This is a genomic window from Salinicola sp. CPA57 (assembly GCF_003206035.1).
In the GTDB taxonomy this organism is placed as follows: domain Bacteria; phylum Pseudomonadota; class Gammaproteobacteria; order Pseudomonadales; family Halomonadaceae; genus Salinicola; species Salinicola socius.
The window spans coordinates 653,999-678,503 of sequence record NZ_PZJR01000003.1 but is presented as its reverse complement, the minus strand read 5'-3'; the positions used below and the strand labels follow the sequence as shown (position 1 = coordinate 678,503).

At 61.0% G+C, this 24,505-nt stretch carries 27 protein-coding genes and 2 tRNA genes; 23 read left to right on the top strand and 6 right to left on the bottom strand.

Going from position 1 to position 24,505, the window contains the following annotated elements:
- Window positions 1-77: 77 nt before the first annotated feature.
- Window positions 78-884, bottom strand: a complete 807-nt coding sequence (locus DOM36_RS05390) for a DeoR/GlpR family transcriptional regulator (RefSeq protein WP_075571157.1) — start codon at window positions 882-884, stop codon at window positions 78-80.
- Between the two features lie 454 nt (window positions 885-1,338).
- Between DOM36_RS05390 and DOM36_RS05385 the strand changes: the two genes are divergently transcribed.
- The 9 genes from DOM36_RS05385 (at window position 1,339) to DOM36_RS05345 (ending at window position 8,951) form a co-directional block, all read left to right on the top strand.
- Window positions 1,339-1,415, top strand: a tRNA-Val gene (locus tag DOM36_RS05385).
- Between the two features lie 47 nt (window positions 1,416-1,462).
- Window positions 1,463-1,539: transfer RNA gene (locus DOM36_RS05380), tRNA-Val, on the top strand.
- Window positions 1,540-1,927: 388 nt separating this feature from the next.
- Window positions 1,928-3,025: an ABC transporter ATP-binding protein gene (locus tag DOM36_RS05375; RefSeq protein WP_110641707.1), complete on the top strand. Its 1,098-nt coding sequence runs from the start codon at window positions 1,928-1,930 to the stop codon at window positions 3,023-3,025.
- Between the two features lie 12 nt (window positions 3,026-3,037).
- Window positions 3,038-4,150 carry an ABC transporter ATP-binding protein gene (locus DOM36_RS05370; protein ID WP_075570137.1) on the top strand — a complete coding sequence of 371 codons (1,113 nt, stop codon included), beginning with the start codon at window positions 3,038-3,040 and terminating at the stop codon, window positions 4,148-4,150.
- Window positions 4,137-5,000 (top strand): sugar ABC transporter permease, encoded by an 864-nt coding sequence (locus tag DOM36_RS05365; protein ID WP_075570138.1) that lies wholly within the window; start codon window positions 4,137-4,139, stop codon window positions 4,998-5,000. Before DOM36_RS05370 ends, DOM36_RS05365 begins: the two co-directional genes overlap by 14 nt.
- Window positions 5,001-5,007: 7 nt before the next feature.
- Complete coding sequence (locus DOM36_RS05360) at window positions 5,008-5,808, top strand: carbohydrate ABC transporter permease (RefSeq protein ID WP_110641705.1); 801 nt, start codon at window positions 5,008-5,010, stop codon at window positions 5,806-5,808.
- 28 nt (window positions 5,809-5,836) lie between these two features.
- Entirely contained in the window at window positions 5,837-6,109 is a 273-nt protein-coding gene (locus DOM36_RS05355) for a DUF2160 domain-containing protein (protein WP_075570140.1), read from the top strand.
- A gap of 154 nt (window positions 6,110-6,263) precedes the next feature.
- Window positions 6,264-7,940, top strand: coding sequence for an ABC transporter substrate-binding protein (locus DOM36_RS05350; protein WP_232823743.1), 1,677 nt, complete (start codon window positions 6,264-6,266; stop codon window positions 7,938-7,940).
- Between the two features lie 177 nt (window positions 7,941-8,117).
- Window positions 8,118-8,951 carry an HDOD domain-containing protein gene (locus tag DOM36_RS05345; RefSeq protein WP_075570142.1) on the top strand — a complete coding sequence of 278 codons (834 nt, stop codon included), beginning with the start codon at window positions 8,118-8,120 and terminating at the stop codon, window positions 8,949-8,951.
- 45 nt (window positions 8,952-8,996) lie between these two features.
- On the opposite strand, the gene DOM36_RS05340 is transcribed toward DOM36_RS05345, so the two are convergent.
- The 4 genes from DOM36_RS05340 to DOM36_RS05325 form a co-directional block, all read right to left on the bottom strand.
- A complete protein-coding gene (locus DOM36_RS05340) occupies window positions 8,997-9,470 on the bottom strand; it encodes a GAF domain-containing protein (protein ID WP_075570143.1) in 474 nt (157 codons plus the stop codon).
- Between the two features lie 121 nt (window positions 9,471-9,591).
- Entirely contained in the window at window positions 9,592-10,392 is an 801-nt protein-coding gene (locus DOM36_RS05335) for a MetQ/NlpA family ABC transporter substrate-binding protein (RefSeq protein ID WP_110641703.1), read from the bottom strand.
- A 135-nt stretch (window positions 10,393-10,527) separates the two neighbouring features.
- Window positions 10,528-11,181 (bottom strand): methionine ABC transporter permease, encoded by a 654-nt coding sequence (locus DOM36_RS05330; protein ID WP_075570145.1) that lies wholly within the window; start codon window positions 11,179-11,181, stop codon window positions 10,528-10,530.
- The gene (locus DOM36_RS05325) at window positions 11,162-12,205 is read right to left on the bottom strand and encodes a methionine ABC transporter ATP-binding protein (RefSeq protein ID WP_075570146.1); all 1,044 of its coding nucleotides are present in this window, start codon (window positions 12,203-12,205) and stop codon (window positions 11,162-11,164) included. The genes DOM36_RS05330 and DOM36_RS05325 overlap by 20 nt, the downstream gene beginning before the upstream one ends.
- Before the next feature lie 317 nt (window positions 12,206-12,522).
- Between DOM36_RS05325 and DOM36_RS05320 the strand changes: the two genes are divergently transcribed.
- The gene (locus DOM36_RS05320; protein ID WP_075570147.1) at window positions 12,523-13,113 is read left to right on the top strand and encodes a malonic semialdehyde reductase; all 591 of its coding nucleotides are present in this window, start codon (window positions 12,523-12,525) and stop codon (window positions 13,111-13,113) included.
- A gap of 99 nt (window positions 13,114-13,212) precedes the next feature.
- Here DOM36_RS05320 and rutR read toward each other — a convergent pair whose 3' ends face one another.
- Window positions 13,213-13,875, bottom strand: a complete 663-nt coding sequence (rutR, locus tag DOM36_RS05315; protein WP_075570148.1) for an HTH-type transcriptional regulator RutR — start codon at window positions 13,873-13,875, stop codon at window positions 13,213-13,215.
- 417 nt (window positions 13,876-14,292) lie between these two features.
- Between rutR and rutA the strand changes: the two genes are divergently transcribed.
- The 13 genes from rutA (at window position 14,293) to mobB (ending at window position 24,450) form a co-directional block, all read left to right on the top strand.
- Window positions 14,293-15,396: a pyrimidine utilization protein A gene (gene rutA, locus DOM36_RS05310; RefSeq protein ID WP_110641701.1), complete on the top strand. Its 1,104-nt coding sequence runs from the start codon at window positions 14,293-14,295 to the stop codon at window positions 15,394-15,396.
- The gene (gene rutB / locus DOM36_RS05305) at window positions 15,393-16,175 is read left to right on the top strand and encodes a pyrimidine utilization protein B (protein WP_110641699.1); all 783 of its coding nucleotides are present in this window, start codon (window positions 15,393-15,395) and stop codon (window positions 16,173-16,175) included. Before rutA ends, rutB begins: the two co-directional genes overlap by 4 nt.
- A 2-nt stretch (window positions 16,176-16,177) precedes the next feature.
- Window positions 16,178-16,564 carry a pyrimidine utilization protein C gene (rutC, locus tag DOM36_RS05300; RefSeq protein ID WP_110641697.1) on the top strand — a complete coding sequence of 129 codons (387 nt, stop codon included), beginning with the start codon at window positions 16,178-16,180 and terminating at the stop codon, window positions 16,562-16,564.
- A 36-nt stretch (window positions 16,565-16,600) separates the two neighbouring features.
- Window positions 16,601-17,374, top strand: coding sequence for a pyrimidine utilization protein D (gene rutD, locus DOM36_RS05295; protein ID WP_110641695.1), 774 nt, complete (start codon window positions 16,601-16,603; stop codon window positions 17,372-17,374).
- A 50-nt stretch (window positions 17,375-17,424) separates the two neighbouring features.
- On the top strand, window positions 17,425-17,967 hold the full coding sequence (locus tag DOM36_RS05290) for a flavin reductase (RefSeq protein ID WP_232823733.1): 543 nt from the start codon (window positions 17,425-17,427) through the stop codon (window positions 17,965-17,967).
- 169 nt (window positions 17,968-18,136) lie between these two features.
- Complete coding sequence (locus DOM36_RS05285; protein WP_110641693.1) at window positions 18,137-19,651, top strand: NCS1 family nucleobase:cation symporter-1; 1,515 nt, start codon at window positions 18,137-18,139, stop codon at window positions 19,649-19,651.
- Window positions 19,652-19,935: 284 nt separating this feature from the next.
- Window positions 19,936-20,544 carry a riboflavin synthase subunit alpha gene (locus DOM36_RS05280; protein ID WP_075570154.1) on the top strand — a complete coding sequence of 203 codons (609 nt, stop codon included), beginning with the start codon at window positions 19,936-19,938 and terminating at the stop codon, window positions 20,542-20,544.
- A 159-nt stretch (window positions 20,545-20,703) separates the two neighbouring features.
- The gene (locus DOM36_RS05275) at window positions 20,704-21,255 is read left to right on the top strand and encodes an adenine phosphoribosyltransferase (RefSeq protein WP_075570155.1); all 552 of its coding nucleotides are present in this window, start codon (window positions 20,704-20,706) and stop codon (window positions 21,253-21,255) included.
- An 83-nt stretch (window positions 21,256-21,338) separates the two neighbouring features.
- Window positions 21,339-21,827: a xanthine phosphoribosyltransferase gene (gene gpt, locus DOM36_RS05270; RefSeq protein WP_110641691.1), complete on the top strand. Its 489-nt coding sequence runs from the start codon at window positions 21,339-21,341 to the stop codon at window positions 21,825-21,827.
- A gap of 19 nt (window positions 21,828-21,846) precedes the next feature.
- A complete protein-coding gene (gene ung / locus DOM36_RS05265; RefSeq protein ID WP_110641690.1) occupies window positions 21,847-22,536 on the top strand; it encodes a uracil-DNA glycosylase in 690 nt (229 codons plus the stop codon).
- Between the two features lie 57 nt (window positions 22,537-22,593).
- Entirely contained in the window at window positions 22,594-23,223 is a 630-nt protein-coding gene (upp, locus tag DOM36_RS05260) for a uracil phosphoribosyltransferase (protein WP_075570158.1), read from the top strand.
- Window positions 23,220-23,882, top strand: a complete 663-nt coding sequence (gene mobA, locus DOM36_RS05255) for a molybdenum cofactor guanylyltransferase MobA (RefSeq protein WP_075570159.1) — start codon at window positions 23,220-23,222, stop codon at window positions 23,880-23,882. The genes upp and mobA overlap by 4 nt, the downstream gene beginning before the upstream one ends.
- On the top strand, window positions 23,875-24,450 hold the full coding sequence (gene mobB / locus DOM36_RS05250) for a molybdopterin-guanine dinucleotide biosynthesis protein B (protein ID WP_075570160.1): 576 nt from the start codon (window positions 23,875-23,877) through the stop codon (window positions 24,448-24,450). Before mobA ends, mobB begins: the two co-directional genes overlap by 8 nt.
- Window positions 24,451-24,505 lie beyond the last annotated feature (55 nt).

The window sequence follows — 24,505 nt, the reverse complement described above, 5'->3', positions numbered from 1 at the left end:
ATAACAGGAGCGATAAAAAGCCGGTGCAGACCGGCTTGAACAGGAGAGTGGCGGTTTCGGTCTGCTCGCGCGCAGCGTCAGCCTGCCTGGGAAGCGAGGGGTTCCATCTCTGCGGGTAGCGAAGGGTCCGCGACATGGAGCGCGACGTCGTGCTCCCGCATCAGCCGGCGTAGGGCTTCAGGAGGCTGACGGTCGGTGAAGAAGGCGTTGATCTGACTGAGATTGCCCTGACGTACCACGGCGTTGCGATGGAATTTCGAATGGTCGGCCGCCAGAAATACTTGCCGGGAGTTGCGCAGGATGGCCTGGGCCACGCGGACTTCTTGATAGTCGAACTCCAGTAGCGAGCCGTCACCGTCGATACCGCTGATGCCGATGATGCCGTAGTCCACCTTGAACTGGTTGATGAAATCGATGGTGGCTTCGCCGATGATGCCGCCGTCCCGCGAGCGAACCTGGCCGCCGGCGACGATGACGTTGAAGTCGGTCTTGTGCTGAAGGATGGCGGCCACGTTGAGATTGTTGGTGATGACCTCCAGCCCGCTATGCTGGCACAGCGCTTCGGCAATGAATTCATTGCTGGTACCGATGTTGATGAACAGCGACGAAGAGTCGGGAATGTGACTGGCCAGCATCTCGGCGATGCGGCGCTTGGCGTCGAGATTTAGGGTCTTGCGCGTGTGATAGGCGGTATTGACGGTACTCGACTCGAGCCCGGCGCCGCCGTGGACGCGCTTGACGATCCCTTCCTCCGCCAATTGGTTGAGGTCCCGGCGTACGGTCTGGGGCGTGACGTCGAAGTCCTTGGCAAGCTGTTCGATCGATGCATAACCCTGGCGCTTGACCAGCTCGACGATAGCTTCGTGACGTTCCTGCTGTGTCATGTAAATTCCCTGGCGCGGACCGATGACTTGTCTTCTTGCTGATGGGAACAGTTTACCAAAACCGAACGACCTGCCGTTGCTCTGGTTGGGGCTGCAACGGAGATTATGCATTCGACCATGGTATGGGTAGCGCCGGAAAATCACATTCACCGGCCAGACCGGCTTTCCCTTGCTGCTCGCCGAGATGCCCGATTTATCGGTTTGAAGGCGTGATTTGCCGGTTTGAAGCCCCCGTGTACCAGTTCAAGATGATGGCTTCCGCGATGCGCGGAAACCGGGCGGCTTGGCATGGTTTTGCATTCCAGAGCGTGCCGGCCGTCGTCGGTGAAAGAATTGTCCCGGCATGACAGGGAGTTGGCGTCGATTTTTTTACGGATTGAGGGTTGCATTCCGCGTCTGCCCGGGTAAAATTCGCATCCGTTGTCACGGCGAGCTCGTCAAGGCGATGGATTGTAGGACCGTAGCTCAGTTGGTTAGAGCGCCACGTTGACATCGTGGAGGTCAGCGGTTCAAATCCGCTCGGTCCTACCAATTAAGATCGGATTTGCGACGATACGATTTTGCAGTGACATGACTACAGGACCATAGCTCAGTTGGTTAGAGCGCCACGTTGACATCGTGGAGGTCAGCGGTTCAAATCCGCTTGGTCCTACCAGATTCGAACCCCGAGCCTTGTCTCGGGGTTTTTTGTGCTCGTCAGTTTCCTTTTCGATGCTCCCTGTCCCATTTCCCTTTGAGGCTCCCTGCCCAACGCCGGATCACCTTTGCGGGATTTCTCGGTCTTCCGGACTGGCGAGTGATGTTGGATTTCGAACAGGACATACAGTAGATCCGGTTTTTATGATTGGCATTATTGCCGGGAGATAAGCGTCCAGCGTTGGACATTAGTGGCTAAGACTAAGGTTTTAAGCGTTTTAAACTCAGTAAAATCAAATCATTAAAATTTTAAAAATCCCTCCAGGGCGTTCTCCTTTCTTCGTCGTATATCTTTATGAAACGGGTGTTCTAGGATGCTCGAAAGAGAAAAGGGAACGGCGCCACCCATGTCATTACAACTCCATAACGTGACACTGTCGGTGCGGGGCGAGACGTACATCGATGATGCCAGCCTGACCCTGGAACCGGGGTCATTCAACGTGTTGCTGGGACACACGTTGGCGGGCAAGACGACCTTGATGCGACTGATGGCGGGCCTGGACATGCCCGACAAGGGGTCGGTACATCTCGATGGCCGGGACGTGACCCATCTGCCGGTTCGCCGACGCAATGTCTCGATGGTTTATCAGCAGTTCATCAACTACCCCACATTGACCGTCTTCGACAATATCGCCTCGCCGCTCAAGCAGGCCAAGGTGTCCCGGCAGGAGATTACCCGGCGAGTCGAGGAAACGGCTGCAATGCTCGGGATTCAGCACCTGCTGGGACGCTATCCGCAGGAGCTCTCGGGTGGGCAGCAGCAGCGCACGGCGATGGCCAGGGCATTGGTCAAGGATGCGGATCTGGTGCTGTTCGATGAGCCTCTGGTCAATCTCGACTACAAGTTGCGCGAGGCGCTGCGCGTCGAGATGCGCAAACTGTTCGAATCGCGCAACACCATCGCGGTGTACGCCACCACCGAACCCGCAGAAGCGCTGGCACTGGGCGGCACGACGACGCTGCTGCACCAGGGGCGGATCGTCCAGAGCGGGCCCAGCGACGACGTCTATCGCCATCCGCGGAACCGTGAAGCCGCCACGTTGTTTGGCGAGCCACCGATCAACCTGATGCCGATGACGGTCGAGGGAGGCGAGTGCCGGATCGCCGATCAGCGCCAGCCGCTGCCTGAAGCGTGGCGCAATCTACCCGACGGCGATTATCAGGTCGGTATCCGGCCTCATCACTGGTCGCTTCAGCCGATTCCGGAAGCGGCGTTTCGTCTGCCGGTCGTCGTGCGTATCGCCGAGATCAGCGGTTCCGAAACCTTCCTGCACCTGTCGCATGATCGGATCGACCTGGTCGCGCACCTGGCCGGGATTCATGAGTTCGGCGTGGATCAGGCGCTGGATGTTCACGTCGCTTGCCGACAACTGTTCGTATTCGAGCCGGGTGGCGATCTGGTGTTGTCGCCGTTCTCGTTGCGGCCAACGCTTGCGAGCGTTTGAGGAGAATCCTATATGGCGGAAATTCGCCTCGAGCAGTTGGCGCACAGCTACCATCGCGCCCCTTCGCAACCCGGTGACTACGCGCTTCGACGAATGGATCACGTCTGGGAGCAGGGTGGCGCCTACGCGCTGCTGGGCCCCTCGGGCTGCGGCAAGAGCACGCTGCTCAACATCATCTCCGGGCTGTTGGCGCCTTCGGAGGGCCGCGTGCTTTACGACGGCAAGTCGGTCAACGATCTCACTCCGCAGGATCGCAATATCGCCCAGGTTTTCCAGTTCCCGGTGGTCTACGACACCATGACGGTTCACGAGAACCTGGCGTTTCCACTGCGCAACCAGGGACAGTCCCGCGAGCGCATCGATGACCGAGTGAGAGAGGTGGCCGAGGCTCTGGAGATCGAGTCGCTGCTGGCTCGAAAGGCGCGGAACCTGACGGCGGACGAGAAGCAGAAGGTATCGATGGGACGTGGGCTGGTACGTGACGACGTGGCGGCAATCCTGTTCGACGAGCCGCTGACGGTGATCGATCCGCAGCTCAAGTGGCGGCTGCGGCGCAAGCTCAAGGAGATCCATCAGCGCTTCAACGTGACGATGGTCTACGTCACCCATGACCAGTTGGAGGCGTCCACCTTCGCCGACAAGATCGCGGTGATGTACGAGGGGCAGATCGTGCAGTTCGGCACGCCGCGAGAGCTGTTCGAGAACCCGCAGCATACCTTCGTCGGCTACTTCATCGGCAGTCCCGGCATGAATCTGCTCGACATCGCGTTGGGCGAGACGGGGCTCGAGTTCGACGGGCGAACGCTTGCGGTGGCCGATTCGATCGTCGCTCGACTTCGGGATCGCGAAGGCGGGCGCCTGCAGCTCGGCATCCGGCCGGAGTTCGTGCAGCTGGTGGCGCCGGAGAGTGCGGTCCTGCAGGGATATGTCGATCTGGTTCAGGACCAGGGCACCTTCAAGATCGTCGACGTGCGCCTGGACACGCCTTCGGCACCGGTGGTCAAGGCGAGGTTAGGGGAGGAAGTGATCGTTCCGGAGGGGCGCACCGGCGTGCACTTCCCCGAAACCTGGCAGCGCTTCTACGTCGACGACCGGCTGGTGGAGATCACGCATGAAACCCTATAACAACAAGGCCTGGTGGCTGGTACTGCCGGTATTCGTGCTGGTCGCCTTCAGCGCCATCATTCCGATGATGACGGTGGTCAACTACTCCGTCCAGGACATCTTCGATCCGAGCACGCGCTACTTCGTGGGTACCGAATGGTATCGGGAGATTCTGGCGGATCCGAGGCTGCACGATTCATTGCTGCGCCAGTTCATCTACTCGTTCTGCGTACTGGCCATCGAGGTGCCGCTCGGCATCGTCGTCGCGCTGTCGATGCCACGCCGCGGGTTGGGCGTGCCGTTCAGTCTGATTCTACTGTCACTGCCGCTGCTGGTGCCGTGGAACGTGGTGGGAACGATCTGGCAAATCATCGGACGGGAGGATATCGGTCTGTACGGCTGGATTCTCAACAGCCTGGGGCTCGACTACAACTACGCCTCCAATCCGCGGGACGCCTGGATCACCGTGCTGGTGATGGACGTCTGGCACTGGACCTCGCTGGTAGCGCTGCTGTGCTATTCCGGGCTGCGCTCGATTCCGGACGTCTACTACCAGGCGGCGAGGATCGATCGCGCCTCCCACTGGGCGGTGTTCCGCTTCATCCAGTTGCCGAAGCTCAAGAACGTGCTGCTGATCGCGGTCATGTTGCGCTTCATGGACAGCTTCATGATCTATACCGAGCCGTTCGTGCTCACCGGTGGCGGGCCGGGCACGGCCACGACCTTCCTCAGCCAGACGTTGACCCAGATGGCGCTTGGCCAGTTCGATCTGGGCCGTGCCGCGGCGTTCTCGCTGATCTACTTCCTGATCATTCTGCTGGTGACCTGGGTGTTCTATACCGCCATGACGCATAACGACAACAAGGAATGACGCCGCCATGAGACTGCGCAAGAGCCTGGTGATGCTGGTCTATCTGCTGTTCGTGCTGGTGCCGATCTACTGGCTCGTCAACATGTCGTTCAAGTCGAATCGGGAAATTCTCGGTGGTCTGACGCTCTGGCCCACCGCCCCGACACTGGACAACTATCGTGTCGTTTTCACCGAGCCGACCTGGTACACGAGTTATCTCAACTCTCTCAGCTATGTCTCGATGAACATGCTGATTTCGTTGCTGGTCGCGTTGCCGGCCGCCTATGCGTTCTCGCGCTATCGCTTCCTGGGCGACAAGCACATGTTCTTCTGGCTGCTGACCAACCGGATGGCGCCGCCAGCCGTGTTTCTGCTGCCATTTTTCCAGCTTTACTCGGCGGTAGGGCTGTTCGATACGCCGATCGCGGTGGCACTGGCGCACTGCCTTTTCAACGTGCCGCTAGCGGTGTGGATTCTCGAGGGTTTCATGTCATCGGTGCCCAAGGAGATCGACGAAACCGCGTATATCGATGGCTATACCTTCCCCAAGTTCTTCATCCGGATCTTCCTGCCGATGATTCGGCCCGGCATCGGGGTCACGGCGTTTTTCTGCTTCATGTTCTCCTGGGTCGAACTGCTGCTGGCGCGAACGCTGACGTCGGTCGATGCCAAGCCGATCGTGGCGCAGATGACCCGTACGGTTTCGGCGTCAGGCATCGACTGGGGCGTGCTGGCGGCCGCGGGCGTCGTCGCGCTGTTACCCGGCATCGCCGTGATCTATTTCGTGCGCAACCACGTGGCCAAGGGCTTCGCCCTGGGTCGCGTCTGATCCGCCTGGCCAGAGAGAGGGGAATCGTATGGGCTGGATGGCCTGGACACTACCGACGGCATTGTTCTTTGCGGGAATCGCGTTGCTGCTGGTGGCGATGACGGTGTGGCAGACCGTATCCCCCGGGCGAGAACGCAAGGGCTTCCTGCCGCTGACGACATCGCGCGGCGATCGGCTGTTCATCGGCCTGCTCGCATCGGCCTACGGCCATTTGCTGGTTCTGGCACTCACCGACTGGCCGCTCTGGGTCGCGACCGCGATCTGCGCGACAGGCATGGCAATCATCATGAAATGGGGGTAACGCATCGACCAGGGATCATCGTTCTTCATCGGATAGCGCCACGACAGCAAACGGACGAAGGATAACAAAGAGGGTTAACGCCATGTTCGATATCAAGCACGCCAGCTCGCGACGCCGAATGCCACTGAGCATCGGCGTCAGCCTTGCCGGTTTGATGGCCGTATCGGGGACCGCGATCGCCGATCAGTATCAGGATGCTGCCAAACGCTGGCTGGGCGACGAGTTCACGACCTCGACACTCACGCCAGAACAGCAGATGGCCGAGATGCAGTGGTACATCGATGCCGCCAAGCCGTTCCGTGGCATGCAGATCAACGTCGTTTCGGAGACGCTCACCACCCACAAATACGAATCCGAGGTGCTGGCCCGCGCGTTCAGCGAGATCACCGGCATTCAGCTGAAGCACGATCTGATCCAGGAAGGGGACGTGATCGAGAAGCTGCAGACGCAGATGCAGTCCGGTCGCAACATCTACGACGCCTACGTCAACGACTCCGATCTGATCGGCACGCATTTTCGCTACGGCAAGGTGGTGCCGATTTCCGACATGATCGAAGGCGATGCTGCCGATGTGACCTCGCCGACACTGGATCTCGATGACTTCATCGGGCTCTCGTTCACCACCGGACCGGATGACAAGGTCTACCAGCTGCCGGATCAGCAGTTTGCCAACCTCTACTGGTTCCGCGCCGACTGGTTCGACGATCCCGACCTCAAGGCGCGTTTCAAGGAGAAGTACGGCTACGAACTGGGCGTGCCGGTGAACTGGTCGGCCTACGAAGATATCGCCGACTTCTTCACCAATGACGTTCACGACATCGACGGCCAACGTGTCTACGGCCACATGGATTATGGCAAGAAGGATCCCTCGCTGGGCTGGCGCTTTACCGATGCCTGGTTCTCGATGGCCGGGGCCGGCGACAAGGGCATCCCCAATGGTCTGCCAGTGGACGAGTGGGGGATTCGGGTGGAGGATTGTCGGCCGGTGGGCTCGAACGTTACCCGAGGTGGCGCCACCAACGGCCCGGCCGCGGTATTCGCGACTCAGAAATACATCGACTGGCTGCATGCCTATGCGCCTCCGGAAGCCCAGGGCATGACGTTCTCGGAAGCGGGGCCGGTGCCGGCGCAGGGCAATGTCGCCCAGCAGATCTTCTGGTACACCGCCTTTACCGCCGACATGACCCAGCCGGGTCTGCCGGTGGTCAACGAGGATGGCACGCCCAAGTGGCGGATGGCGCCGTCACCGGTGGGGCCGTATTGGGAAGATGGCATGAAGAAGGGCTATCAGGACGTGGGGGCCTGGACCTTCATGAAGTCGACGCCCGAGAAGAACCGTCTCGCTGCATGGCTCTACGCGCAGTTCGTGACCTCGAAAACGGTCTCGCTGCAGAAGACGCTGGTGGGGCTGACGCCGATCCGGGAGTCCGATATCCAGTCCCAGGCGATGACCGAAGCCGCCCCGAAACTGGGCGGCCTGGTCGAGTTCTACCGCAGCCCGGCGCGACTGCAGTGGTCACCGACCGGTACCAACGTGCCGGACTATCCCAAGCTGGCGCAGCTGTGGTGGCAGTATATTTCCCAGGCGGTCAGCGGTGAAACCAGCGCCCAGCAGGCATTGGATGGGCTGGCCGATGCCCAGGATCGCATGATGGAGCGTCTGGAACGGGCCAATGTCCAGCCTCAATGCGGCCCGAAGCTGAACGAACCCCGCGATGCACAATACTGGCTCGATCAACCCGGTGCGCCCAAACCCAAACTCGACAACGAGAAACCGCAGGGCAAGACCGTTCCTTACGACGAGATGGTAAAATCCTGGCAGAAGAGCTGAACGACGCCTCGGTTTTGACCTGTAACACCAACGTTTCGCGTCGCCAGGGCGGCGACTTCACCGCCGGCTTTCCGGCGGTTTTTTTTGTGTGTCATTCCGGCTATTCGGTTAACTTGGGCCGGCCTCAGGACTTTTCGTGGAGCGACAGATAACATTGGCGTATAGCTGGAGTGAAACATGTCACTGAACTCGCTTTTCGAACACATTCATCAGTTACCTAGCGTACCTGCCGTGGTCACCGAGCTGATCGCCAGTCTGGACAATGACAGGATCAGTGTTCACCGGGTGTCGACCACCATTCGCAAGGATCCCAGCCTGAGCCTGAAACTGCTGCGCTCGGCCAATTCCGTGCGATACGGCGTGGGTCGAAACGTGGCGACGATCGACGACGCCTTGCTGCTGCTGGGCTTCGATCGCGTGCGCACCCTGGTCATCGCTTCGGGCATGGTCGGCATGCTCAAGGAAGTGCCGGGTCTCGACCGCCAGGCGTTCTGGCGCGAGTCGTTCATGGTAGCCAACCTCAGTCGCACGATCGTCCGGCACAGTCAGTTGGCGGATCTGGCCCCGGAGACTGCCTTTACCTGTGGCATTCTTCATCACGTGGGTTCGGCGTTGATGCATATCGGTCATCCCGACACGATGCAGCGGATCGATGTGCTGGTCGCTCAGGGCGCACCGAGAGCGGAGCTGGAAGCCAATCAGTTCGGTTATACCTTCAGTGAGGTGGGCGCCGAGCTGGGACGTCGCTGGCGTTTCCCCGAGACCATCTGCCATGCCTTGACGTATCAGGGCAAGCCGTTGGCGTCGGTGCCTTTTTCGCCCTACGCTGCCGCCGTCCATCTGGCGATCGGTCTCTATCACAATATCGCCAGCGGACGTCGGGAAGAGCACGCCCTGGGGGAGATGCCGCGGGAGATCCGTCGTCCGCTGGCGTTGGATCTGCTTTCGCTCTACGAGGATATCCTGCAGATCATGCGCACCGATGATGAGCTGGGCGTGTTCCTCGATTGAGCCTGACCTTCTGCACTCGGCCACCCCGATACGGCCTCGTCGTATTCAGCGGCGCGGAGCGCTCGCAGTCAGGTCGCTGGCATCAATGAACACCCGACACAGGCGCTCGATACCGGCCTGATCTTCGCGACTGAAGCGTGCCGGTACGGGGCTGTCGATATCCAGCACACCCCACAGGTCGTCGGCGACGACGATCGGCACCACCAGTTCGGAACGCGAGGCGGCATCGCAGGCGATATGGTCCGGCACCGCGTGGACATCGTCGACCCGCTGCGTCTGGCGCGAGCGGGCCGCGGCGCCGCAGACCCCTTTGGAAAACGGGATCGGATTGCAGGCCGGCAACCCCTGGAAGGGGCCGAGGATGAGCGTCTCGGGCTGGCGCTGGAGATAGAACCCGACCCAGTTCAGCTTCTCGAGCGTCTGCATCAGGAAGGCGCTGGTCTGGGCGGCGTTGGTCAGCCAGTCGCGCGTATCCAGCAGCGCTGTCAGCTGGCGCTCGAGGGAATCGTAGTCGGTCATCGTGGGCTCCTCGAAAAAATGAACGGAAAAAGATCAACTGCAAAACGAAAACCAGCGCCCTGGGCGCTGGTTTCGTGATGATCATGATGTCTGGCTTGTCACGTCGGTGACGCCGCCGCGATCACTTCCAGCCGGGAACGGCACCACCCTTGAACAGCTCCTGGGCCTTGTCGGCAACCGCGTCTGACTGGTACGCCTTGACCAGCTCCTGAATCTCCTTGCGATCCTGGTCGCCGCCACGCACGACGATCAGATTCACATAGGGCGAGTCCGGTCCTTCCTTGATCAGTGCATCATCCAGTGTCAGGCCCGCGGGCTGCGTGAAGGTGCTGTTGATGAAGGCCATGTCGACGTCCTGCAGAATGCGCGGCATCTGGGCGGCCTCGATCTCCTTGAACGAATAGTCATGCGGGTTCTCGGTGATGTCGATCGGCGTCGCTTCCAGATTACCGTCATCGTCGAGCGTGATCAGACCCTGCTTGTCCAGCAGAATCAGCGAACGGCCTTCGTTGGTCGGATCGTTGGGCACCGCGATCGTCGCGCCGTCAGGCAACGCGTCGATGCTGTCGTACCTGGCGGAATAGGCGCCGATCGGATAGACGAACGTCTTGCCGGCCACGGCGAAGTCATAGCCGCGATCGTTGACCATCGAGCGCATGTACGGCTCGTGCTGGTAGGCGTTGGCATCCAGGCTGCCGTCGGCAAGTGCGGCGTTCGGCGTGACGTAGTCGGTGAACTCGATGATCTCGACATCGAGGCCGTACTTGTCCTTCGCGACCTGCTTTGCCACTTGCATGACATCGGTCTCGGGGCCGGCCATGGTACCGACCTTGATGGTATCGTCGGCGGCATGCGCAGAACCGGAAACCAGGCCGAGACTTAGTGCAGCGGCGCTCAGCGTGCGGGTCAATGAAATCGACATTTGGCGAGTTTCTCCCTGATGAAGTGATGGTAGGACGCGCGTGGCGCACTCGATGATCGCCGAAATATAACGGAATAACGACGATCACGGTAATTCATTCTGGTTATTAGTCTAATCCGTGGAGGGGAACCGTGCTCACTTGTGATCGCTTTTGCGAACCAGATAGTCCCCTAGGCTCTGAAACAGTTGCACCATGACCACGAGCACGACCACGGTGATCAGCATGACGGTGGGGTTGAAGCGGTTGTAGCCATAGCGAATGCCCAGATCACCAAGGCCACCGCCCCCCACGGCACCGGCCATGGCGGAGTAGCTGACCAACGCCACAAGGGTGATCGTCAGGCCGTTGATGATGCCGCCACGGGCCTCCGGCAGCAGCACCTTCATGATGATCTGCATCGGCGTTGCTCCCATCGACTGCGCAGCCTCGACCAGGCCGGGCGAGACCTCGTTCAGCGCGCCCTCGACCAGTCGCGCGACGAACGGAATGGCGGCGATGGTCAGCGGCACGGCGGCGGCATTGGTGCCGATGGAGCTGCCGACGATCATGCGGGTGAAGGGAATGATCGCCACCAGCAGGATGATGAACGGTACCGAGCGGCCGACGTTGGTGACGATCCCGAGCACCGTGTTGACCACCGGCTGCGCCAGGATCTGGCGCGGCCGCGTCACGTAGAGCAGCACCCCGAGCGGGACGCCGGCCAGCGCCGACAGAATGCCGGCGACGGCAACCATGTAAAGTGTCTCCAGCGTGGACTGCCAGACGAGATCAATCAGTGCGCTGGACATGGCCCAGTACCTCCACATGCAGGTCAAAGGATTCGAGCGTTGCCAGGGCCTGCCGGGTCTGCGAGGCGCTGCCCATCAATTCGGCGATCATCAGTCCCAGCGTACGGCCCTGTATGGACTCGACCTTGGCCTGCAGAATACTGACATCGATGCCATGTTCACGGGCCAGCCGCGAAATCAGTGGGGTTGCCACGCTATCGCCGGAGAACGTCAGCCGCACCACGGGATGCGTGCTCTCGCCGGATTCCGGTTCGAGGCGTTCGATCAGGGCCTGCGGCGCTTCCAGCTTGAGGAAGTCGTTCAGGAAATCCCGCCCCAACTGGGTGCCGGGGGCCGTGAAGAAGTCGCCGACGTCGGCATCTTCCACCAGGCGTCCGTCGGATATCAGACCGACGCGATGGCAGATCGTCTTCACCACTTCCATCTCGTGAGTGATCAGCAGAATGGTGAGTCCCAGGCGTTGATTGATCTCCTGCAGCAGCGTCAGGATCGATGCCGTCGTCTGCGGGTCGAGCGCCGAGGTTGCCTCGTCACACAGCAGCACCTTGGGTTGGCTGGCCAGGGCGCGGGCAATCGCCACGCGCTGCTTCTGACCGCCAGACAACTGGGCCGGATACTGCGCCGTCTTGTCCGCCAACCCCGTCATCTCCAGTAGCGGCAACACGCGTTCGCGAATGGTCTGACGGGATTGCCCCATCAGCTCCAGCGGCAAAGCGACGTTGTCGTAGACGGTACGATTGGTCAGCAGGTTGAAGTGCTGAAAGATCATGCCGCACTGATGTCGTGCCTGGCGTAGGGCGGCGGCGTCCATGGCAGTCAGTTCCTGTCCGTCGATGACGACGCGGCCGGCTGAGGGGCGCTCGAGGAGATTGACGCAGCGGATCAGGGTCGATTTGCCGGCGCCGGAGAGGCCAATGACGCCGTGAATCGTGCCCTTGGGTACCTGCAGGTCGATATCTTTCAGCGCCTGCACGGCACCGGGCCCGCTGCCGTAGGTTTTGGAAACGTTGTCCAGTGAGATCATTGGGCGTATCGGAAGCGTCTGTCTGGGTTCGGGAGGCGGCGGGGCAGTTCGGCGCGCCGTCTGGGCGTCATCGGCGACGGCCCCGCGTCGATGAGCGCGCTAGTATACGGATCTCGTCGGGTCAGAGCGACCGCTGGCGCCGGGCCGTGTCGCGAGATACCGTAGGCGACGATGGCAGCTTGCCGCCACACGGTTTCTCCCCGGTGACAGCTCTCTGCCTCAAAGACTCGGGACGCTGTTTCAAAGGCTCGAGACGCTGTTTCAAAGGCTCGAGACTGTGTTTCAACGACACTTTTTAGACAACAAGGAGAAACGCGATGCTGCCATCACTGGATGACCAGGCGCTGAACCAGCTTTTTCTGGAAGCGCATACCCATAATGCCTGGCAACCTCGGGAAATCACCGAGGAGACCCTGCGCCAGCTCTACGCGCTGGTCAAGATGGGGCCGACCTCGGCCAATTGCTGTCCGGCACGCTTTGTCTTCGTCCGCTCGACCGCGGGCAAGGACAAGTTGTTACCCTGCGTCTCTTCCGGAAATGCCGACAAGACGGCGACGGCGCCATGTACGGTGATCGTGGCCTACGACAAGCGCTTCTACGATCAGTTGCCGATGCTGTTCCCGGTTGCCGACGCCAAAAGCTGGTTCACCGGGAGCGAAGCCTTCGCCGAACAGACAGCGCTACGCAACAGTTCGATGCAGGCTGGCTATCTGATCCTGGCGGCGCGCGCCATGGGACTGGATACCGGGCCCATGTCCGGATTCGACCCCGAGGCACTGGATGATGCCTTTTTCGCCGGTACCGATTGGACGGCCAACTTGCTGATCAACCTGGGTTACGGTGACGAGTCCGGCGTCAAGCCGCGCCTGCCGCGTCTGGCGTTCGAAGACGCTTGCCAACTGGCTTGACCGGCGGACCAGAGCATCGACTCTGCCGTATGGAACCCGCTCGACCGGTGGCCTCGGGCGGGTTCCATCGCAACCCCCAAAGTGCCGTCCAACGCCATTTCAGATTGCCGCCTGTCGCGGCAGCAAACCGCCCAGCACGATGCGCTGAATATTGTCGACCGTGGCTTCGAAGAAATCGGGGTCGGCCAGCGTCTTGCCGGAAATTGCCTCGATCTGTACGGCGAAATCGGCGTAATGCTGCGTGGTACCCCACAGCAGATAGATCAGATGATGCGGGTCGACCGGCAGCAGCTTGCCGCCAGCGATCCAGTGCTCGATGACCTTCGATTTTTCCTCGACCAGCGCGCGCAAGTCTTGCTGCAGCTCTTCCTTCAGCAGTGGCGCGCCCTGAATCATCTCAAGGCAGAACAGGCGCGACTCCTGCACGTGATCCCTCGACAGCTCGACCTTGATCCGAATGTAGTGACCGATCGCCGCCTCCGGGGTCTGGTCGGCGTCAATGGCGCGTATCGGTTCCAGCCAGGTATTCAGAATCTGTTGCAGGACCGAGACGTAGAGCTTTTCCTTGGACGGGAAGTAATAGAGCAGATTGGTCTTGGAGACGCCCGCCTGGTCGGCGATGGCGTCCAGGCTGGCGCCGCGCAGGCCGAACTGGGAAAACAGCGTCAGCGCCGCATCGCGAATGCGTTGCTTGCGGGCTTCGCTGGCAGCGGCGCGGCCCGGGTTGGAGACGGCGGTGGGAGCCGCGGGCGTGATTGGCATCATGGTCGTCCTGACAAACGAATCCCTGAATGGCGTGCCGACCCGCCTTGCAAGGGCGTTGGATCACGGCCATTGCAGGGGGGAACAATCGTTCGGCACTTTACCACGCCGGTTCGAGGCTGACGTCATTGACCTGAAAGCACTGCTTCGGCCAGCGATGAGTGCCTGGCAAGGCGCACCGAATCTGCGCGAATCTGCCATTCCCTGCGTCATTTTCGCGCACCTTGTTCTTATGACGTGGACCATTTGGTCTGCCGCTGTCTCATCGTCTTGTCCCAAGTCGTTGAAAGCGGATCAGGAACGTTGCGTTGGCACGACAGTTGTTAAAGGGATATCAGGCGTTGGGCCGCCGCTGGTCAGCATCCTCCCGGTGAGCGACAGACCGACAACGATATCCATGACGACGGGGAATGACTCATGCAACTGGGCCTCTTTATTCCTATCGGTAACAACGGCTGGCTGATTTCCGAGAATGCGCCGCAGTACATGCCGAGCTTCGAACTCAACAAGGCGGTGACCCAGAAGGCCGAGAGCTACGGCTTCGAGTTCGTGCTGTCGATGATCAAGCTGCGCGGGTTCGGCGGCAAGACCGAGTTCTGGGAGCACGCGTTGGAGTCATTCACCCTGATGGCGGGGCTGGCGGCCGTGACCTCGAAGATCAATCTCTACGCTACCGCGGCGACATTGGTGATGCCGCCGGCGATTACCGCGCGTATGGCGGCGACCATCGATTCGATCGCCCCGGGACGTTTCGGCATCAATCTGGTGACCGGCTGGCAGAAACCGGAATATAGCCAGATGGGAATGTGGCCGGGGGACGAGTACTTCGCCAGGCGCTACGCCTATCTCGACGAGTACACCACGGTGCTGCGGGATCTGCTGGAAACGGGTCACAGCGATCTGAAGGGCGACTTTTTCCAGATGGATGACTGTCGCCTGAGTCCGCGTCCGGAGCAGGGCGTCAAGATCGTCTGCGCCGGCCAGTCGAGTGCCGGCATGGCCTTCACCGCCAAGCACGCCGACTACAGCTTCTGCTTCGGCAAGGGACTGAATACGCCGGCGGCGTTCGCCGATACCGCCGCGCGCCTCAACGCGGCGGGCAGGGAATCCGGGCGCGATATCGCTTGCTACGTGCTGTTCATGGTGATCGCCGACGAGACCGACGAAGCGGCCATGGCACGCTGGGAGCATTACAAGGCGGGTGCCGATCAGGAGGCGCTCGACTGGATGGCCGACCAGGGCAGTCAGGACAAGAGTTCGGGCAAGGATACCAACGTGCGCCAGATGACCGATCCGACATCGGCGGTCAACTTCAACATGGGCACCCTGGTCGGCTCCTACGCCAATGTCGCGCGGATGCTCGACGAGATCGACACCGTCGAGGGCGTCGGCGGCGTGATGCTGACGTTCGATGACTTTCTGGCAGGTCTGGATATCTTCGGCAGGCGCGTGCAGCCGTTGATGAAGACTCGAATGGATGTCCTCAACGCGCCGGGCGAAACGGCCGAGGTGGCGAAATGAGCGGACTCAAGCAGACGCCGGTGGTGCGTCGTGGCGGTGACGGCGTCAATGACGAGATCGTGCTGGCCGGTCGGCCGGAAGCGATCGCGATGCCGTGCTCCGAGACGGCATTGATCGTCGTCGACATGCAGAACGCCTATGCCACTCGGGGTGGCTACCTCGATCTGGCCGGTTTCGATGTCACCACCACCGGGCCGGTCATCGAGCGAATTGCCAAGGCGATCAAGCTGGCGCGCGCGGCGGGCATCCAGGTGATCTTCTTCCAGAATGGCTGGGATGCCGAGTACGTCGAGGCCGGCGGCCCGGGGTCTCCCAACTGGCACAAGTCCAATGCACTGAAGACCATGCGTCAGCAACCCGAGTTGAAGGGACAGCTGCTGGCCAAGGGTACCTGGGATTACGCGCTGGTCGACGCACTGAAGCCTCAGTCTGGAGACATCGTGCTGCCGAAGCCGCGCTATAGCGGGTTCTTCAACACCGCGCTGGACAGCATCCTGCGTTCGCGGGGTATTCACCACCTGCTGTTCACCGGTATCGCCACCAACGTGTGCGTCGAGTCGACGCTACGTGATGGCTTCTTCCTGGAGTATTTCGGCACCGTGCTGGAGGACGCGACCTATCAAGCCGGCCCGCCTTCGGCACAGAGCAGCGCCATCTTCAATATCGAAACCTTTTTCGGCTGGGTATCGAGCGTCGATGCCTTCGAGGACGCCTGCGCGGCGCTAACCGACGCCCGGCAGCCACACGCTTCACCCATGACTTCAGCAGCAGGAGAGTGATCATGCCCAAGACGAGTGTCATTCCCGCCGGTTCCGGTGCCCCTCTGGCCCCGTTCGTCCCGGGTAGCCAGGCCGATAACATCCTTTACGTTTCCGGCACTCTGCCGTTCGACAAGGACAATAACGTGGTTCACGTCGGTGACGCTGCGGCCCAGACCCGTCACGTGCTGGAACTCATTCAGAGCGTGATCGAGACCGCCGGTGGCAGCATGAATGACGTCACCTTCAACTCGATCTTTCTGCGCAACTGGGAAGACTATGCGGCGATCAACGCGGTCTACGCAGAATTCTTTCCCGGCGAGAAGCCGGCGCGTTACTGCATCCAGTGCGGGCTGGTGAAGCCGGATGCGCTGATCGAGATCGCCTCGATCGCGCATTTGCCTCACTGACTCGTTGGCTGACGCCTTGCCGGAAGGAACTCGTCAATGCACTACGAAATACTGGGATGCACGGAGCCCGATGCCCCGACGATTCTGCTCTCCGCGGGCTTGGGTGGCGCCGGTCGCTTCTGGGAGCCGCAACTGGCTGCACTGGAGACGACACACCGGGTGGTGATCTATGACCACCTCGGTACGGGCAAGAGCCCTGCCGAGCTGCCGAGCGGCTACGCGATCGATGATATGGCACAGGAAGCGCTGGCCTTGCTCGACCGGTTGAACATCGAGCGCGTCGATTTCATGGGCCATGCCCTGGGTGGTCTGGTCGGGCTGCAGATGGCGCTGCTGGCGCCGGCCCGGCTGGGTCGGCTAATCGTGATCAATGCCTGGAGTCGTGTCGATGTCCAGAGTGAGCGCTGTTTTCGGGTACGCCTGGCGCTGCTCCAGGACAGCGGGGCCGAAGCGTATCTGCACGCGCAGCCACTGTTTCTCTATCCCGCCGACTGGCTGTCCGCCAACCACGAGCGGCTGCTGGCCGAAGAGGCTCACGCGCTCGCGCATTTTCCGGGCGCGCATAACGTGCTGGCACGCATCGGAGCGCTGTCGGCCTTCGACATCGACGCGAGGCTGGGGGAGATCGCCACGCCCACGCTGGTGATCGCCTCCCGGGACGATCTGCTGGTGCCGTACCCGCGCTCGGAGCGGCTCGCCGAGGGGCTGTCCGACGCGCGGCTGGCGGTATTCGACTACGGCGGACACGGGCTGACGGTGACCGTGCCTGACTCGTTCAACGCCTCGGTAGCGCGATTCCTGGCAACCTGATCACCGCTTTGATGGCTTGAGCGGCAGCGGTGAGGGAGAGGAGAGATTTGATGATGACCTCGTTACAGAAACCTGAATACGACGTGGAAGCGCTGAGTGCCGTTTCGCCATCGGCATTTCGTGAAGCGATGTCGCGATTGGCGGCCGCGGTCAACGTGGTGACCACCGATGGCCCGGCCGGGCGCGCCGGTTTCACGGCGTCGGCCGTATGCAGCGTGACCGACGAACCGCCGACGCTGCTGGTCTGCATCAACCGGCGCGCTTCGGCCTATCCCTCTTTTGCTGACAATCCGGCGCTTTGTGTCAACGTGCTGAGTGCCGACCATCAACAGGTTTCCAATACCTTTGGTGGCAAGACGCCCATGGCGGAACGCTTCGCGCAGGCGGACTGGACGACACGCGAGACAGGGGCTCCGGTACTGGCGAATGCGCTGGCACATTTCGAATGCCGGATCGGCCAGCGCGTGGCGGTTGGCACCCACGACGTGTTGTTCTGCGAGATCGTGGCGATGTCGACCTGCGACGAGAGCCAATGCCTGCTCTATTTCGAGCGCCAGTATCACCAGTTGCCGCGGCTGGCCCCCGGCGGCTGAGCGGCAACCGTATCGTCATGATCTATCGAGACCGTCATGAGTTATCGGGCGCGTCATAACCGACTTGGAATCTCATGACCCATTTGGAACTTAATGAACCACTTGGAACTTAATGAACCACTTGGAACTTCCTGACCCCCAGGGGGCGCCACGGGATCGGAGACACACAATGACAATATCCGCTTCTCGCATGGTCGAACGTGACGGCAGGATCGAGCTCAGCCTCGGCGATGACGTCCGCGATAGTGCCTGTTTCAATCACGATATCGCGCCGACGACGGCCAGCGAACGTACCTGGTCGAAATGGAATATCGCCGCGCTCTGGGTGGGGCTCTCGATCTGCGTACCGACCTATACCCTGGGTGGCGTACTCACCGCCTATTTCGGGCTGAGTGTGCTCGAAGCCTTGGTCGCAATTCTGCTGGCCAACGTGATTCTGTTGATTCCGCTGACGTTGAACGCCTTTCCCGGAACCCGCTACGGCATTCCGTTCCCGGTAGTGCTGCGTTCGTCGTTCGGCATTCGCGGCTCGAATGTTCCTTGCCTGATCCGCGCGCTGGTCGGTTGTGGTTGGTTCGGCATCCAGACGATGTTCGGCGGCCTGGCGATTCATCTGCTGCTATCCGCGATCGTGCCGCCGTGGCAATCGCTGGGCGGCTGGGGGCAGGTTCTCGGTTTCTTCATCTTCGCGGCGATGAATCTCTGGGTGGTGATTCGCGGTGCGGAGTCGATCAAGTGGCTCGAGACACTGTCGGCGCCGTTGCTGTTGCTCGTCGCCATCGGATTGATGGTATGGGCGCTGCCGCACGTTTCGCTGAGCGAGTTGATGGCGCAGCCACCGTCGCGACCGGCAGGCGCATCGGTGACGACCTACTTTCTGTCGGGACTCACGGCGATGGTCGGTTTCTGGGCGACGCTATCGCTGAACATTCCGGACTTCAGCCGTTTCGCCAAGAGCCAGAAGGATCAGATTGTCGGCCAGATCATCGGGCTTCCGTTGACCATGTTCTTCTTCGCCGCGCTGGGGGTGGTGATGACGGCGGCGTCGGCGTCGCTGGTCGGGGAGACCGTCTCCGATCCGGTCACGCTGATCGGTCATATCGATAGCCCCGTCTGGGTATCGATCGCCATGGTGTTGATCGTGATCGCCACGATCTCGACCAACACGGCGGGTAATATCGTCTCGCCGACGAATGACTTCCAGAACATCGCCCCCAAGTTGATCAACCGCACGGGTGGCGTGCTGCTGACCGGATTGGTCGGTACCTTGCTGATGGGTTATGACCTGCTGCACAAGGCAGGGGTCATCGTCTCCGACGTGACGCTGGAAAGTCTCTATTCCAATTGGCTGCTGGGGTATTCGAGCCTGCTGGGGCCGATCGCCGGGATCATGGCGGTGGATTACTTCCTGATCAAGCGTCAGCGTCTGGACGTGGTCGCGCTCTACCGCGATGACGGTCGCTATCCGACGATCAACGTGGCCGGCTTCATCGCCTTCGGCGTACCGGTGGTGCTGACACTGATATCGTTGATCACGGGGCTGTGGCAGTGGTTCTACGACTACGGCTGGTTTACCGGCTCGCTGTTGGGCGCGGTGATCTACTACATCGCCGGCAAGACGCTGGATCTTTCGCGTGATGCGCCCTGCGACATCCACACCGCGGATTCCGCTTCGGTGGGGTGAATACGCAGACCGATTGGCGGCGGCGGCTTGAAAGGCAGAAAGACCACCCACTCGGGTGACCATCAACGTTGAACACCCCCTTTTAGCCAGACTGCCTCGGGAGACCGGCGCACCGGTTTTCGGGAACCCATCGGTGCATTGAATGGCGGCCAGCCAGGGTCGGCCGAAGAGGGCGTCAATGTCATGGCAAACGCCAGCGGCGTGCTAGAATTCTCGTTCTTGTTGCCCGCCGAGCGTGTCTGTCATCGGTGGATAGCCATTCGTCCAGGCCAGGAGAGCGGTTGATGTTTACGGGGATCGTGCAGGATGTGGGAACCGTGATAGCGATCGAGGAACGTGAGCAGTTGCACACCCACGTGGTATCGATGTCGCCGGCAATGCGCGAGGGTCTCGCGTTGGGCGCCTCGGTCTCCCACAACGGTTGCTGTCTGTCGGTGACGGCCATCGAGGGAGAAAACGTTAGCTTCGATCTGATGCGTGAAACACTTCGCCTGACCAATCTCGGCGATCTCGCCGCCGGCGGCAGAGTCAACCTGGAGCGGGCGGCGCGTTTCGGCGATGAAATCGGCGGACATTCGATGTCCGGGCATATCATGGGTATGGCCAAGCTCGTCGAGATCGACGAGGCGCCCAACAATCGCCGGCTGTGGTTCGAGCTGCCGGTGGAACTGGCCCGGTTCGTGTTCGACAAGGGCTACATCGGCATCGACGGAATCAGCCTGACCGTGGGAGGCGTCGAGGCCGGGCGCTTCTGCGTCAACCTGATCCCCGAAACACTGGCCAGAACGACGATCGGTGAACGGGTGCCGGGGGATAGGGTCAACATCGAGATCGATCCACAGACTCAGGCCATCGTCGAGACCGTGGAGCGCGTGCTGGCCAATCGCGGCTGAAAGAACCTTTAGGGCCCCGGGCGTCACGACATCGCAGGCATTGCCACAGGTCGCGCCGTGGCGTTGGCTTGGGTAACATGGGCGCCTTTGCGCCAGGATTTATCGCTCCGCGATTTCTCGTTCTTCGGTGCGCCGTGTTCGGTCAATGGAGTTTTTTCGATGAGCAGCAGTATCTATGGCGACTATATCAAGTCGGTCATTCGCACCGTGCCCGATTGGCCTCAGCCCGGTGTCAATTTTCGTGATATCACACCCCTGCTCCAGAACAGTGCCGCCTTTCGCAAGTTGATCGACAGCTTCGTGCATCGCTATCAGGAACTGGAGGTTGACGCGGTTGCCGCGATCGATGCACGCGGGTTCATCGTCGGCGCGCCGCTGGCCTACGAGCTGGGTTGCAGCTTCGTGCCGGTGCGCAAGAAGGGCAAGCTACCGTTTCGAACCATCAGCGAAACCTACACGCTGGAGTACGGCGAATCGACGGTCGAGCTGCATGCCGACGCCTTCCGCGAGGGTGACCGTATCGTGTTGATCGACGATATCATCGCCACCGGCGGGACCATGCTGGCGGCGGCGTCGCTGATTCAGCGCAGTGGTGGTCATGTCGTCGAGACGGCGACCATCCTCGACCTGCCTGAACTGGGCGGCTCGGCCAAGATCCAGGAGGCCGGATACAGCGTTTTTTCGGTCTGCAGCTTCACCGAAGACGAGTAGCACTTCTGCACCAACACCCGCAGCGCAACGAGAGGCCCGCCGCCATCGCCCGATGGCGGCCCGATCCAAGAGTGGGACCCGCCATGACCGACAATCGTTATCAGCATCACTTCACCGTTTCCTGGGATCAACTTCATCGCGATGTCCGGTCGCTCTGTCACCAGCTCGTCGAGCGTGATTTCAAGGGTATCGTCGCAATCACGCGTGGTGGATTGATTCCGGCGGCGTTGATCGCCCGCGAGCTGGATATTCGTCTCATCGACACGGTCTGCATCAAGAGCTATGACGAACAGGCCCAGGGTAAGCTTGATGTGATGAAGGGCGTCGACCACGACGGCGATGGCTGGTTGCTGGTCGACGATCTGGTGGATACCGGCAAGACCGCTCGGGCGGTGCGCGAGATGCTGCCCAAGTCGCACTTCGTCACCGTCTACGCCAAGCCCGAAGGGCGTCCACTGGTCGACCAGTATCTGACCGAGGTGGCTCAGGATTGCTGGATCGAGTTCCCATGGGATCTTGGGCATGCCTATGTCGAACCGCTGGTGAACCAGATTCGCTCGCCGAAATCCTGATCGAATACGGAGCGAGCCCATGTCCCGGTCACCGTTACCCGATAGCTGGAACGCCTGCCTTGGCGAAGAATTCAGCGCCCCCTACATGCAGACGCTGCGCGCCTTTCTCGCCGAAGAAAAAGCGGCGCACAAGATCATCTATCCTCACTCCTCCCACTGGTTTCGTGCCTTCGAGTTGACACCGCTGGAACAGGTCAAGGTGGTGATACTGGGGCAGGATCCCTATCACGGCCCCAATCAGGCACACGGACTCTGTTTTTCGGTACGCCCAGGCGTGCCGACGCCTCCTTCCTTGCAGAATATTTACAAGGAGCTGGCTACGGATATCGGCACCGCGCCGGTCAATCATGGTTTTCTCGAAAGCTGGGCTAGCCAGGGCGTGATGCTGATGAACAGCGTCCTGACGGTGGAGCAGGGCAACGCCGGTTCCCATCGCAACCGTGGCTGGGAAACCTTCACCGATCGCGCCATTCAGGTGATCAATGAGCATTGCGACGGCGTCGTCTTTCTACTGTGGGGAAGCTACGCCCAGAAGAAAGCGAGTTTCGTCGACCGCACCCGGCATCTGGTGCTGCATGCGCCGCATCCGTCACCGCTTTCGGCGCATCGCGGCTTCTTCGGCACGCGCCATTTCTCGCAGGCCAATACGTTTCTTCAGCAGCGCGGCGCGGCGCCCATCGACTGGCAATTGCCGTCTAGCGTCGCCTGATCGGCATCGTCTCGCGTACAATATCGGCGTTTCCTCCATTCTACGAAGGCGCCGATCATGAGTGTGCATGCGATCTCCCATCCCCTGGTCAAACACAAGCTTGGACTGATGCGGGCCGCCGATATCAGCACCAAGAGCTTTCGTGAGCTGGCCTGTGAAGTGGCCAAGCTGCTGACCTACGAGGCGACTCAGAACCTGGAGATGGAACCGGCGACGATCGAGGGCTGGAACGGCTCGCCGATCGCCGTCGAGCAGATCAAGGGCAAGAAGGTCACCATCGTGCCGATTCTGCGTGCCGGCCTGGGCATGCTCGACGGGGTCACCGACCTGATCCCCAGCGCGCGTATCAGTGTCGTCGGGCTCTACCGTAACGAAGAGACCCTGGAGCCGGTGCCCTATTTCGAGAAGTTCGTCAGCGATCTGGACGAGCGCCTGGCGATCGTCATCGATCCGATGCTGGCGACCGGCGGCTCGATGGTGGCGACGCTGGACATGCTCAAGGAGCGAGGTTGTCAGCAGATCAAGGTCATCGTGCTGGTGGCGGCGCCGGAAGGGATCGAGCGTGTACAGAAGGCCTACCCCGACATCGAGATCTACACGGCCTCCGTCGACGAGCGACTCGACGAGAATGGCTATATCGTGCCAGGGCTGGGTGATGCCGGCGACAAGATATTCGGTACGCGGTGATCGACCGCTCCGATGTGACAGGCGTGCTGTTGGCCGGCGGTCGCGGGCAGCGCATGGGTGGCGTCGACAAGGGCTGGGTGAGTCTCGACGGTGTTCCCCTGGTTCAGCAGGCTTTGCAACGTCTCGCGCCTCAGGTTGGCGGTATCGTCATCAGTGCCAATCGCCATATCGATCGCTATCGGCGGCTGGGGTATCCCGTCGTCGTGGATTCATTGCCTGACTATCCGGGGCCATTGGCCGGCGCGCTGGGTGCACTGCACCACGTTGCCACGTCCTGGATACTGTTGGCACCCGTGGACATGCCGTGGCTGCCTGCCGACCTGCTGAGCCGGCTCTCGAATGACCTTGGTGAGTCCGATATTGCGGTCGCCCACGACGGCGAACGTCTCCAGCCACTGGTCGCGCTGATACGGAGTTCGCTGGTCGAGGATTTGGCGCAATGGCTGGATGCGGGGGGCGGCAAGGTCGTCGGCTGGTACGCGCGTCACCGCTGGTGCCAGGTCGATTTCTCCGATCGGAGCGCGCAGTTCGTCAATCTGAACACCCCGGAAGCGTGTGAGCGGGCCGAGCGACATCGGCCGGGTTCCATCATATCGAGGCAAGAGGCGCCCGCGCAGGATCGGAGCGCGGGGCGCGGCGGAGAGAATCTGGATGAGTGACGCCGCCAGCGCGATCGTCTGTGACATCCCCCTCCTGGGTATTGCCGCCTGGAGCGGGACCGGCAAGACCACGCTGCTGGAGGCGCTGCTTCCTCGACTGCGCGAACGGGGCTGGCCGACGGCGGTCATCAAGCATGCCCATCACGATTTCGATGTCGATAAACCCGGCAAGGACAGCCATCGCTTGCGCGAGGCGGGAGCGACCCCCATGGTGGTGGCTTCCGGCCGTCGTTTCGCGCTGATGATGGAAACCCCTGGCCAGCAGGAACCCGATCTGGCGCTGCTGGTAGCACAGGTTGCGGCCTTGAAGCCCGCGCTGATTCTGGTCGAGGGATTCAAGACATGGCCCATTCCCAAGCTGGAGTTGTATCGTGGCAGTCAAGATCGGCCGCCGGCAGCGGGGGGCGACCCCTGGGTCCAGGCCTTGGCCTACAAGCCTGCAGAGTTGTCTGTCGTGACGCTCGAGACTTTACCTTCGACGGTCAGGCAGCTGAATCTGGATGATCTCGAAGAGATTCTCGACTGGATGATCGACTGGGCAAGTCGCCAGCAAGATATACAGCGCTGAACCGCCAGCTATGTTTGTTCGAATCTTCCGTCTCGTTTGTCCGCTTCTGTCGAGG